General features: G+C 54.3%; 8 protein-coding genes and 1 pseudogene. 4 read left to right on the top strand and 5 right to left on the bottom strand.

Annotated elements, in window-relative coordinates; genetic code table 11:
* Positions 1-15: 15 nt before the first annotated feature.
* From OXH16_06725 to OXH16_06710, 4 genes are read left to right on the top strand one after another with little or no spacing between them, the layout of a single operon-like run.
* Entirely contained in the window at positions 16-1,620 is a 1,605-nt protein-coding gene (locus OXH16_06725; GenBank protein ID MCY3681071.1) for a branched-chain amino acid ABC transporter substrate-binding protein, read from the top strand.
* 56 nt (positions 1,621-1,676) lie between these two features.
* Positions 1,677-3,290 (top strand): branched-chain amino acid ABC transporter substrate-binding protein, encoded by a 1,614-nt coding sequence (locus tag OXH16_06720; protein ID MCY3681070.1) that lies wholly within the window; start codon positions 1,677-1,679, stop codon positions 3,288-3,290.
* A 19-nt stretch (positions 3,291-3,309) separates the two neighbouring features.
* Complete coding sequence (locus OXH16_06715) at positions 3,310-4,245, top strand: cache domain-containing protein (protein MCY3681069.1); 936 nt, start codon at positions 3,310-3,312, stop codon at positions 4,243-4,245.
* 8 nt (positions 4,246-4,253) lie between these two features.
* Positions 4,254-5,714, top strand: coding sequence for an aminotransferase class I/II-fold pyridoxal phosphate-dependent enzyme (locus OXH16_06710; GenBank protein ID MCY3681068.1), 1,461 nt, complete (start codon positions 4,254-4,256; stop codon positions 5,712-5,714).
* A gap of 43 nt (positions 5,715-5,757) precedes the next feature.
* Here the strand turns inward: OXH16_06710 and OXH16_06705 are convergent, their stop codons facing one another.
* The 5 genes and pseudogenes from OXH16_06705 to thiE all read right to left on the bottom strand — a co-directional run bounded on the left by OXH16_06705 (position 5,758) and on the right by thiE (position 12,785).
* Positions 5,758-6,231: a hypothetical protein gene (locus OXH16_06705; protein MCY3681067.1), complete on the bottom strand. Its 474-nt coding sequence runs from the start codon at positions 6,229-6,231 to the stop codon at positions 5,758-5,760.
* A 234-nt stretch (positions 6,232-6,465) separates the two neighbouring features.
* A pseudogene (locus tag OXH16_06700) lies at positions 6,466-8,574 on the bottom strand (molybdopterin-dependent oxidoreductase).
* Positions 8,567-10,162 carry an SLBB domain-containing protein gene (locus OXH16_06695; GenBank protein ID MCY3681066.1) on the bottom strand — a complete coding sequence of 532 codons (1,596 nt, stop codon included), beginning with the start codon at positions 10,160-10,162 and terminating at the stop codon, positions 8,567-8,569. The pseudogene OXH16_06700 and the gene OXH16_06695 overlap by 8 nt, the downstream one beginning before the upstream one ends.
* Positions 10,163-10,176: 14 nt before the next feature.
* Entirely contained in the window at positions 10,177-12,165 is a 1,989-nt protein-coding gene (locus OXH16_06690) for an SLBB domain-containing protein (protein MCY3681065.1), read from the bottom strand.
* An 8-nt stretch (positions 12,166-12,173) separates the two neighbouring features.
* Positions 12,174-12,785 carry a thiamine phosphate synthase gene (gene thiE, locus OXH16_06685; GenBank protein MCY3681064.1) on the bottom strand — a complete coding sequence of 204 codons (612 nt, stop codon included), beginning with the start codon at positions 12,783-12,785 and terminating at the stop codon, positions 12,174-12,176.
* Positions 12,786-12,809 lie beyond the last annotated feature (24 nt).

The raw sequence follows: 12,809 nt of genomic DNA, 5'->3' as shown, positions 1-12,809 counted from the left end.
TCAGGAGGACCGGTGATGAAACACATCCGCATTATAGTTGTTATGGCCCTCGCCGCAGGACTGATGTGGAACTGCGGTGGCGAGCGCGTCACGCAATCAGAGACCGGGACAGACGAACAGATTGGACGTCCCCTGAGCAAATTAGCAGTACACGAAGATGTCGTACAGGCTACTATAGGGGTCACTGTGCACCAGGATGGCGCACCAGTAAGCGGTGCAACCGTAGAATTTTCGCGCTCCATTGCCGGGCAGGCCCCAGACTATCAGTGGTCGGGCATGACCAATGACAATGGTCAGACATGGGTGGAAATCACATCGGGCAATGGTTATTATCAGGCGCGCGCCTCGCAGGATGGGGTCGAAATCGGTTCCTGGTCCAGCATACCCATCAACGCGGGCTACCAGGTCATGCTCGATTTGCCCATCGGTGGACAAGCACAGGTGACCGGTTCATCCATGCGTTCCCTTGTCGCGATTGGCGAGGGCGAAGCCGTGCAAATCCGTTCGTTGCTCTCGCACACCGTCGTGCCCGGGCTTGCTGAGGGATCGCGGTACGCTATTGAATTGGCCGTACAAGACTTCGGCATGATCCACGGTCACGCGGTTGAACTCGGCGAATCACTGGACACCGGGTGTGGACCGGAAGGCGGACGCATGGGCGCAGAGCAGATCATCGCCGACCCGCAGGTAGTCGGCGTCATCGGCACGAACTGCTCGGGTGCGGCTGTGGCGGCCTCACCAGTGATCAGCGAAGCGGGGCTGGTAATGATCTCGCCGTCCAATACCTCGCCAGCACTCACATCCGACCTCGCCGGCAACGCGAGTCCCAACTATCACCCCGGCTATTTCCGAACCTCTAACAACGACCTCTATGAAGCGAACGCAGTCGCCGATTTCGCCTATAATGAATTGGGTCTGCGGCGCTTAGTGGCCATAGACGATGGCGACCCGTACACCATGGGCCTCACCGTCGCATTCGGCAATGCGTTCCGCGCTCTCGGAGGCGAAGTCGCTGCCACCACCACGATTGCAAAAGGGCAAACGGACATGACATCCGTCCTCACAGAATTTGCAGCAGCCACACCAGACGGCATCTACTTCCCACTCTTTGACCTGGAAGGTGCGCCCTTCGCCGAGCAGGTGCGGGAACACGACAGTCTGAAAGACGCGACACTCATCACGAGTTCGGCCCTCCTCCTGACGGGGTTTCTCGCCCTGCCGCAATCGGAGGGCATCTACTTTGCCGGCCCGGAGCCAGTGATTGGTTCAAACGTCAATGCTGCCACTGGCAAGAGCGTAGATGAAGTACTCGCCGCATTTGCAGCCACGTACGGCGGATCTCCGGACACGCCATACTGGACACACGCTTACGATGCCACAACCCTGCTGCTCAACGCCGTCGAGATTGTTGCAGGTGAAGCTGGCGGGAAATTGTATGTAGATCGCGCCGGGCTGCGCAGGCAACTTCACGCGACATCCGGCTTTCAGGGTCTCCTGGGCACACTCAACTGCGACGAATTCGGAGACTGTGGCACCGGGCGCGTGAACATATACCACCACACGGATTTGAACATCACAGACCCCGCGCAATTGCCCATAGTCTATCGGTTCTCGCCGTAAAATCCTGAAGAAAGACCTATTTCAAAGTATCACACTTAAAAAGGGAGGAAATCACCTTGAAGCATATAACAGCAGTAATACTTTTGGGATTGACCAGCGTCTTTGCCGCAGGACTGATGTGGAACTGCGGCGGTGAGCGCGTAATGCAGTCAGAGACCGGGACAGACGAACAAATTGGACGTCCCCTGAGCAAATTAGCAGTAGCTCATCACGCGGCACAGGCTGTAGTAATGGTCACTGTGCATCGTGATGGCGCGCCAGCAAGCGGTGCAACCGTAGAATTTTCGCACTCTATTGCAGGACAGGCTCCAGACTATCAGTGGTCGGGCCTGACCAATGACAATGGTCAGGCATGGGTGGAAATCACATCGGGCAATGGTTATTACCAGGCACAAGCCTCGCAGGACGGGGTCGAGATTGGTTCCTGGTCCAGCATTCCTATTAACGCAGGCTACGAGGTCATGGATTTGCCCATCGGGGGACAAGCACAGGTGACCAGTTCATCTATGGATGCCTTAGTCACAATTGGTGAAGGCGAAGGCGTTCAAATCCGTTCGTTGCTCACACATAGCATTGAGGGGTGGCTCGGTGGGCCGCCGCGGAACGCCATTGAATTGGCCGTACAAGACTTCGGCATGATCCACGGTCACGCGGTTGAACTCGGCGAGCCAATAGACGGCGGATGTGGACCAGAAGGCGGACGCATGGGCGCAGAGCAGATCACCGCCGACCCACAGGTGTTGGGCGTCATCGGCACGTCCTGCTCCGGCGCAGCAGTGGCGGCCTCACCAGTGATCAGCGAGGCGGGGCTGGTAATGATCTCGCCGTCCAATACCTCGCCGGCACTCACATCCGACCTCGCTGGCAACGCGAGTTCCGACTACCACTCCGGCTATTATCGCGTTTCTGTCAACGATCTCTACCAGGCGAGAGCAGTCGCCGACTTCGCATATAATGAATTGGGCTTGCGGCGCATGGCGGCCCTCAACGATGGCGACTCGTACACCCGGGGCCTCACCACCGCGTTTGGCGATGCGTTCAGCGCCCTCGGCGGCGCAGTCACTACTACCGCCATGATCGCGAAAGGGCAGACGGACATGACATCCGTCCTCACGGAATTTGCAGCAGCCACACCAGACGGCATCTTCTTCCCGCTCTTCAATAGGGAAGGAATACCTTTTACCAGGCAGGTGCGGGAACACGACAGCCTGAAAGACGCGACACTCATCACGGGTGCGGCTCTCCTCGGTTCGGAGTTCCTCTCCATACCGCAGTCAGAGGGTGTTTACGCTGCGGGACCGGAGACAGACCTCGGCACAAATGTCAATGCTATAACCGGCAAGAGCGTAAGTGAAGTGCTCGCCGCGTATGAAGCTGCGTATGTCGAATTTCCAGGCACACCTTACTGGGCGCACGGTTACGATGCCACAACGCTACTGCTCAACGCCATCGAGATTGTTGCAGGCGAAGCTGGTGGAAAATTGTATGTAGATCGCGCCGCACTGCGCAGGGAACTCCACGCGACGTCAGGCTTTCAGGCTCTCATCGGCATGCTCAACTGCGACGAATTTGGAGACTGCGGCACCGGGCGCATAAACATCTACCACCACACAGATTTGAACATCACAGACCCCGCGCAATTGCCCGTGGTCTATCGGTTTACGCCGTAAATTTTTTTTAGAGGATTCCATGTTGAACCACATTCGCAGTATAGCTATCATAGCTCTTGCTGCAGGACTGATGTGGAACTGCGGCGGAGAGCGCTTGACGCAGTCAGAAATCGGAACAGAAGAACAGGTCGGACGCCCTCTGAGCAAATTGGCAGTGGCCCATCACAAAGCACAGGCTGTAGTCATGGTCACTTTGTATCGTGATGGCGCACCAGTAAGCGGTGCAACCGTAGAATTTTCGCGCTCCATTGCCGGACAGACGCCAGCCTATGAGTGGTCGGGAACAACCGATGAAAAAGGTCAAACACTGGTGGAAATCGCATCGGGCAATGGTTATTATCAAGCGCGTGCTTCGCAAGACGGAGTCGAGATCGGCTCCTGGTCCAGCATACCAATTAACGCAGGCTATAAGGTCATACTCTATTTACCCGTTGGTGGAAAGGCACAGGTGAAAGTTTCATACTCCCTGGAAGAGCCAACAAAACAGATCACAGCCAGAGATGTAGTAGATAAGAAAACCCTGAAAGCATTTGTAGAAGCCGCAAAAGAATACGCGAAAAGCTTCCCCTTTTCCGAGGACATCGCAGAAGAATTCAGACAAGAGGGCGGAAGGTGGAAACACGAAGCCATCTATCTCGCAGTTTTAAACAGCGAGGGCGTCATAGTGTATCACGCAGCCAATGCAGATCTCGAGGGACAAAACCTGATTAATTTTGAAGATCCCAATGGCGTCAAATACGTCCAGGAACTCATCGCTGCAGCCGCTGCAGGTGGCGGTTTTGTCGCGTATTATTTCGATAATCCGGCGGTAGATGAGAATGGAGATGGCGAACTGTTAGGCGATCCCATTGGCTCACCCAAGATAGGTTATGCCACCCCAATCACTGATCCTGAGACCGGCATGGAATTAACCCTGCTCTCAGGGTTTTATCCACAGGTAGCAGCAGACGGATGAGAAGGAATATGGAAAGACAATCTAAGACAAAAGGAGAACTTTCAGACGAGGCGGGCAACAGCCTCCAGATGGCACCCGAACTCATGCTTGAACTCGCGCACAAAGCCGCGGAGCTTTTGGTGACGCGAACTGAGACCTTGCCCGGAGAAAATGCCTGGGATGGAGAATTCAGGCAGGGACTGGAGAAACAACTCTTGAAGGATCCACCCGAAGCTGGACGGTCCCCAGAGGAAGTCATTGAGCAGGCCGCACGCGAGATCCTCCCAATTGCGATGCGACTGGACCACCCGCGTTGCTTCGCGTTTATCCCATCGTCACCCACCTGGCCCGGCGTGCTGGCCGATTTCATGGCCGCCGGATACAACGTCAATGCATGCACCTGGCTGGTCGGGAGCGGTCCGAGTCAACTCGAACTGGTCGTCATTGATTGGTTGCGGCAATGGCTCGGCTATCCAGAAAGCGCGGGTGGGCTTTTCACAAGCGGAGGCTCGGCGGCCAGCCTCGACGCCTTTGTCGCAGCGCGAGAAGCAGCGGGCCACCCCAAACGTGCGACCGTCTATATGAACGACCAGAGCCATAGCGCGCACATCCGCGCAGCCAGGATCATCGGCATTCGTCCAGAGTGCATACGCCTGATACCGAGCGACGACCTCTTCCGCCTGGACATGGAAGCACTCGCACAGGCTGTAGCCGATGACCGCGCAGCGGGATTCAACCCCATTGCAATATGCGCCAATGCCGGAACGAGCAGTACCGGGACTATCGATCCACTCGAAGCCATGGCAGACTACTGTGAGGCAGAAGGAATATGGCTACACGTTGACGCTGCATACGGCGGCTTCGCTATCGTGACCGAACAGGGCAAGGAACTCTTGCGCGGGATCGAGCGGGCAGATTCCATCGGGCTGGATGCGCACAAATGGTTCTTCCAACCTTATGAGGCTGGTTGCCTGCTGGTGAAGGACCTGAGTACGCTTGAAAACGCCTTCGGCGTTCATCACGATATTCTCCAGGACACAATATGGGGTGCGAACCACCCGAACTTCTCGGATCGCGGCCTGCAACTGAGCCGATCAGTACGCGCGCTTAAAGTCTGGATGTCCGTCCAGACCTTCGGAATGGCCGCATTTCGGCGGGCCATAGCAAAGGGAATGGAACTGGCCGTTCGGGCGGAAGAGTATGTACGGGAGAGCCAGATACTGGAGATGCTGACCCCCGCGTCTCTGGGGGTCGTAGGCTTCCGGATCATCCCCGCTGCTACCGCTATTGACGAGGAAGAACTCGCAGAGATCAACAAAACAATACTCGCCCGCATCTTTTGGGAAGACAAAGCCTTTATATCCTCGACGCTTCTGCATGGAAAATTTTCACTCCGGCTGTGCATCGCCAACCACAACACAACATGGGACGATGTGCGCGAGACCCTTGAGGCCGCCGAGCGATTCGGGCGAGAGGCGTTAGCCTACTAAAAAAAGCCGCGAGTTATGCTCGCGGCTTTTTTTTAATCCAAACTCAATCACCCACGCGCTGCAACCCCGGTCCCTCTTCGTAGTAATAACTCCCCGGAAAGAACGTTTCATTATCGGGCATCGACTCAACCAATCGCACCTCCGCCGCACAAACCTTATACTCGGCTGTTCCCGTCACTGCATCGCCCACATCATTCGTCAGCACATTGGCGCGCGCCTCGGCAAAATGCAACGGCATCCAGATACACCCCGGCCGCACTTGCCGCGACAAAATAGCCCGCAACTGCACACGCCCGCGCCGCGTCGCCACCTCCACCATATCCCCGTGATGAACACCCCGCTTCCGCGCATCGCTCGGGTGCAACTCCACAAAAGCCTCGGACTGTTTTGCATCGAGTCCAGACTCTCGGCGCGTCTGCGTTGCGGCATTGTAGTGATATAGCGTGCGTCCCGTAGAAAGAAAAAGACCGTAATCTTCATCTGGCAATTCTGCCGGCGGGATATAATGCACGGGCATAAACAACCCCTTGCCGCGCAAAATGCCATCTTCGTGTAAAAATTTTGTACCCGAATGATCCGCATCGGGACACGGCCACTGTAATCCCGCTATGCTCTCTTCTCCTGCTGTGCGATCTATCTTCTCCAACTTCTCGTGACTGATACCGGCAAATTGAGGAACGTCTTTAACCATCTCGGCATACACTTCTGCCGGATCTTTGTACGACCAATTCGCGCCCATCTTATTCGCCAGCATCACCAGAATCTCCCAATCTGGAAGCGCTTGCCCAGGAGGTTCAACCGCTTTGCGAACCCTCTGAATGCGGCGCTCTGAATTGGTAAACGTACCCTCCTTCTCGGCAAACACGGCTGCGGGCAAAATCACATCGGCAAAACGCGCCGTCTCGTTCATAAACGCATCCTGCATCACGATAAAATCGACATTATTCAAACCCTTTTCCAGCTCGAGAACATTTGGCTCGGATAATACAATATCTTCACCCATCACAAAAAAGCCGCGCATCTGTTCCCCCACCGTCTTCATCATCTCATTGAGATTCAGACCCGGCACCGGAGACAGTGGAACACCCCATGACTTTTCGTACTTTGCCCGCACCTCGGGATCATCCACGCGCTGATAACCCGGATAAAACATCGGCGTGGCACCTGCATCATTTGCACCCTGCACATTGTTCTGTCCGCGCAGGGGATTCATCCCCATCGACGGCTTGCCCAGATGCCCCGTCATCAAAACCAGATTGGCAAGCGCATACACATTATCCGTACCGTGTGCGTGTTCCGTAATACCCAGCGTATAGTATATACCCGCTTTTTCCGTCGTAGCATACTGCCGCGCAGTCCAGCGAATATCATCTGCCGAAATACCCGTTATCTCTTCCGCCTTTTCGGGTGTATAAGACGCAACGGCTTCCTTAACCTGCTCAAAATTTTCCGTCTGATTCTCGATAAACTCGCGGTCAATCAAATCCTCTGCCACAATGACATGAGCCATGGCATTGAGCAACCACACATCTGTACCGGGATTGAGTTGCAAATACTTTTCCGCAATAGACGTCATCCATATCGCCCGGGGATCGGCGACAACGAGGGTCGCGCCTTTGCGAATCGCGCGCTTCATTTCCATAGCAATAATCGGATGTGCCTCGCTCGTATTGCTGCCAATCACAAACAAAAAATCAACATCGCGTATCTCGCCAATTGAATTCGTCATAGCACCCGCACCAAATGTTTCGACCAGACCGGCCACAGTTGGCGCGTGTCACGTAGCCGCGCACTGATGGACGTGATTTGCCCGAAACAGTGCGCGCGCTATCTTCTGAACGAGAAAATTTTCCTCCATCGTACACCGCGACGAACTCACAAAACCCAGGGCATCTACACCGTGTCGCTCCGCAACGCCCAACAACCCATCCGCTGCTTTTTGGAGTGCATCGTCCCATGTAGTTGGACGCAGTACACCATCCTCACCCCGCACAAGTGGCTGCGTCAACCGGTCTTTGTGGTGGACAAAATCATAGGCAAAACGTCCCTTGACACACAAATTGCCGTCATTGGTCGTCGTGCCTGGCGGTGGACTCGTCACCTTTACAATCTGTCCCTGACCATCTCGTCCTTCTGAATCCACATTGAGATCGAGCTGACAACCCACCCCACAAAAATTGCAGGTTGACCGCACCTTCACCAGTTCGCGCTCGGGTTTTTGCCCGCGCATAAGTGGCAATTTTTCATTCATTGCGCCGGTTGGACACACATCGATACATCCACCGCACAACTCGCACGTCGTATCCAGCAGAGATTTTTCATCCACCGTAGAAATCGTCGTATGCGACCCTCTACCCGCAAGGGTAATAGCCGAAACACCTTCTATTTCCTCGCAATAGCGCACGCATCGCGCACACGCAATACAGGTATCGGGATTAAAATCGACATAGGGATTGCGATCCTCTCGATCTCCCCGCATCGGCTCCATCCAGCCCCAATCCATCGGCGCATCGAACTCGGCAGCCATATCCAGTAATAAATCTGGGGAACCCACTTCCGATACTTCGCGCTCGTGTGGATGATCGGTCATATACAAAGCCATCAGGGTTTGGCGGTGCCGATCAATGCGCTCATTCTCAGTCGTCACCTCCATACCATCTTGTGCGATGCGCGCACAGGCCGGCGTCATCAAACGCTCACCGGCAACTTCCACAAGACAAGAGCGACACGCACCCGCGGGTTCTAAACGCGGATCGTGACACAGGGTCGGAATTTCCAACCCATGACGAGATGCAATATCCAGCAGGGTTTCCCCTTCGGCAAAGCATATCGTCTGTCCGTTCAATATCAATTTACTCATCAAACTCCTCGGGGAAGAATTTTTGGGCACTCGTCAGGGGGAGAGCAGCAATTTGCCCAAGACCACATATCGAACCCTCACGCATCTGCCACGCCACATCTGCTGCGTGTTGCAAGTGAGGTTTGTGGCCCTGTTCTCGATTGCAAATGCGATTTTCCAGTGCCTCGTGTAAATACCGCGTGCCAATGCGACAGGGGGCGCATTGCCCGCAGCTTTCATCGTGAAAAAATCTCAACTGCTGACTAACTGACCATTTCATATCCACCGTGTCGTTCAACACAACAACACCGGCCGAGCCGAGCAGCGAACCCAACCCATCCATTGTCTTAAAATCCAATGGCTGATCTCTGTATTTAGCCGGCAAAAAACCCGAACTCGCCCCTCCGGGGCTAAACGCTTTCGGAGTCCCAACATATCCGCCGGCCTCTTCGACCAACTCATCTAAAGTCACACCCAATGGCAACTCATAAACACCGGGGCATTTGACATGCCCGCTAATACAATACACTTTTGACCCTGCCTCTGTGCGCCCCAAATTGCGAAACCAATCGCCGCCGTTAGAAATAATCGAAGGCACGCACGCAATCGTTTCCACATTGTGAATAAGTGTGGGTTTTCCCCACAGGCCGTATTCTGTGGGATAGGGTGGGCGCAAACGCGGCATCCCGCGCTTGCCCTCCAAAGCCTCTAAAAGCGCCGTCTCCTCGCCGCAAATATACGCCCCCTGCCCCGAGTGCATGTGAAAACGGATATCGGGAAATATATTATGCGATTCAAACTTCGCAACAGCTTTTGCCATCACAGCCTTTGGAAAAGCGAACTCGCCCCGCAAGTACAAATAGACATCTCTCGCCCCGATTGTATAAGCCGCAATCGCCAATCCCTCAACAACCAGATCGGGACGACGCATCAAAATTTCGCGGTCCTTAAATGTACCAGGCTCACTCTCGTCGCCATTTAAGACCACATAACGCGTGGTCTCTTTTTCTGAGCACACGGCATTCCACTTAAAAGACGCAGAAAAACCCGCGCCACCGCGGCCCTGCAGCCCCGACATCTCTATTTCTTCGATAATTTCTTCGGGACGCATCTTCGCGGCCTTAGCAAACGCTTTGCCCGACCAATCGGCCTGACCCAACAAATTAATCGCCATAGTATCTGGATCATCCACCTCTGGTCCCACATGTCCCAACCAGCTTTTGCCACTGGACACTATCTCTGGCAGGAGCCGCGTCCAATCGCCATCTGCCCGCACCACATCCTCGACCGATACAGCGGGCAACACATCGCGGTCTCGCAACACCGCAGGCGGACGATCACAAGCTGCCAGACATGAACACCCCATCGCTGGCAGACCCGCATCTTCCATCGCCTGCAGCACCTGATCTGCACCCGCCATGCGACACGACAAACCCGTGCATACCCGCACTTTTTTATCCACATCAGTCAACAAATCAAAAAAACTACCCACGCCATAGACATGAGCTTCGGGAACGCTGGTTTGTTGCGACACCTCCCGCGACACACCTGGATTTAACCCGCCTTCAATCTGAAGCAAATCGGGCACATCGGCCTGTTTTTTATTCACATCAAACCTCGCTTTTATTGCCGTGCAAACACCTGAACGCCCCACACCATGCCCCTATCTTTTGCCACAGCTACCCCCACATGTGTCCAGTGTCTCGCCAATATATTTGAACGATGGCCCGCACTTAACATCCAACCTGCCTGCATCGTTTCGACAAAATATCCGTTTGCCACATTTTCGCTCACCTGGAAAAATGGCAAGCGTCGGGTGGTTACATGCCACGTCACATCCAATCCCGATAAAGAAAAGTGGGATACCTCACCCAAAGCCAACATTTCCTCGAGGCGGATGCGCGCCACATGCATCAAATTGGGATGTGGAAGTACAGCCTGACATCCAATCCGCCTTCGCGCCGCATTAATTTGATCAATCAAAAATCGTTCAGCCCCCTCATCGCCCGGATAAGGGGCTATTGTCAAAACTTCATCTTCTAACTTCTCGGGATTGCCAACAACCACAGCCTGATGAGAAACCGTAAAGGTGCGTGCTTTGGGCAGGACAACCTGAACCTGTACGCGACAGTGTCCCACCTCCCCAAACCGAAACCGCGCCTGAAACCGCCGCCCCCGCCTTCGCACAGCCCCTTTGATCACATTGCCATCGGGCGCGAGAAAGGCCGAGATAGATATATCTTCCACCTCGCTATGTAACTGCCCTGTAACCGTCAGTTCTTCACCTACACCAACCGAATCTGGAAGCGGATTGACCACCGCGAGATCTGTTCGCAACGGACCGGGATAACTGTATGCGGCCGGCATTCGCACTTCTTTTCGACCATCGGGCCACGAGGTGATTTTTTGTCCAAATCGATTACTCTCGATCTCTCGTCCATCGGGCAAAATCTCCACTTGATACCCGGTTCCGCTGCGATGCAAAATTCGCCCATCGGAAAATGTTTCCCGAGTTGAACCATCCACCCCTTTCACAATCCTATACCCATCGGGCTGAATGGCAGGCTCATTTCCCCCTTTTTGGCGGGTTACCGTAGTGCCATCGGGTATTACCTCTGCCGAAATCCCCGTCGCCCTTTCCGAAGTGCGTTCCTCCATCGCGCGGCCAGCTACACCATTGCGAACCATCGACTCATCTTTCAAGCGAGATACTTGCTGTTCATAGCCAGATACAACCCGTCCATCGGGAAACCGGATTTCTTTCGCGCCCCCGGGAAATGTCACCTCCACCCGCCCATCGGGATACTGCCAACGCTGTCGTCCATTGGGAAAAGTTGTCCACACACGCCCATCCTCAAAGCGACGCCGGCGCAATCCACTACCCGGAAAAGATGCACTCCTGGGCGTTAGCAAAATCCCCAGCAACACGCGCCAATAACCCGTGTCTGGAAGCTGTAACCCTCCAGGGCGTACATAATCCAACTGCTTTATGGTGCGTGTATGGATGGCGTGTGCATCTTCCAGAGCCTCCAAACTGTCAACCACATCTCCCGCAAACCCCCTTAGACGGCCGTATTCATCGGGGTGCAAATGAACGTATAAGTAATGAAAAGCCCATACTGCCTTTGCAGTATCAGCCATCTCGTAAACTTTTCCGCGCCCAAGTAACAACGCGACCAGCACGCCGCGCTCTGTCCACCCAGACACCAGGGCACCAGAGGGAATTTTGAAAATCCGATTCTCATGAACCAATCGGACATTGCGCAAAACGCGAACCGTATCCAATCGCACGTCATAAACGCGAACTGGCACTTTAATCTCATCACTGGGCAAAACTTCTGGATAATCCGACAGGGGAATCGTCACACTCTTGATTATCTCTTTGCCAGAAGAGTCAACCAAACCGCGAACCAGATATACACTATCGAGAAGTGCCTCTTCCGTCATGCCGCCGGCACCTTCGAGATAACTGTTCGCCGATTTATCGGGCTGATATACATAAGTCCCCGGCTTTGCAACCGCACCCGAAACCGTCACCTGTTCGCTCTGCTGACATCCCGCAAAAATCGGGACCAGAATTAGCGTGTGAATAATCAAATGGCTTTTAGACAAAATCGCACCTATAATTGATCCACCAGCCTTTGGGTAGCCTCGGTGGGATCGGGTTGACAACACACGGCTGAAATCACCGCAATACCCAGCGCCCCTGCGCGCATCACTTCGCCAGCATTTTCTATTCCAATACCCCCAATAGCAATAACAGGAACATTGACCCCACTGACCATCTCGCGCAAGCCCTCCAGACCTTTCACCAGGCCCGCATCGGCTTTTGAACCCGTTGCATAAATCGGCCCAAAACCGATGTAATCCGCACCTTCGGCAATACACTGCCTCGCCTGTGAAAGCGTCTTTGCCGTCCCGCCAATCACCGCATCTTCCCCAAGCAGATCGCGCGCTTTTTCAATGGGAAAATCATCTTGACCCAAATGCACTCCATCGGCCTCTGCAGCAATCGCCACATCAACCCGATCATTCACAATCAAAGGCACATCGCCACACGCATTCTTCACGGCAATAGCCGTCTCAATCAACGCGCGCGTCGAACCTTCTTTTTGTCGAAACTGAATGGTATCCGCTCCCCCGGCAACAGCCATTTGTGCCAGCGCTACGTGTGAAAAGCGATCTTGCAAAACAACATCGGTTATGACGTGAAGTCTGCCAATTTTTTTCATATTAGAAGGGGCGGGTTTCAAACC

Source organism: Gemmatimonadota bacterium, from assembly GCA_026705765.1.
In the GTDB taxonomy this organism is placed as follows: Bacteria; Latescibacterota; UBA2968; order UBA2968; family UBA2968; genus VXRD01.
The sequence above is the reverse complement of the archived record's forward strand: the minus strand, read 5'-3'. Positions and strand labels throughout refer to the sequence as shown.

Bases quoted from the DNA above. Each gene is read 5' to 3' on its own strand.
- OXH16_06710 (MCY3681068.1), top strand. From the start codon at position 4,254: ATGGAAAGACAATCTAAGACAAAAGGAGAACTTTCAGACGAGGCGGGC.
- OXH16_06725 (MCY3681071.1), top strand. From the start codon at position 16: ATGAAACACATCCGCATTATAGTTGTTATGGCCCTCGCCGCAGGACTG.
- thiE (MCY3681064.1), bottom strand. From the start codon at position 12,785: ATGAAAAAAATTGGCAGACTTCACGTCATAACCGATGTTGTTTTGCAA.
- OXH16_06715 (MCY3681069.1), top strand. From the start codon at position 3,310: ATGTTGAACCACATTCGCAGTATAGCTATCATAGCTCTTGCTGCAGGA.
- OXH16_06705 (MCY3681067.1), bottom strand. From the start codon at position 6,231: ATGCCCGTGCATTATATCCCGCCGGCAGAATTGCCAGATGAAGATTAC.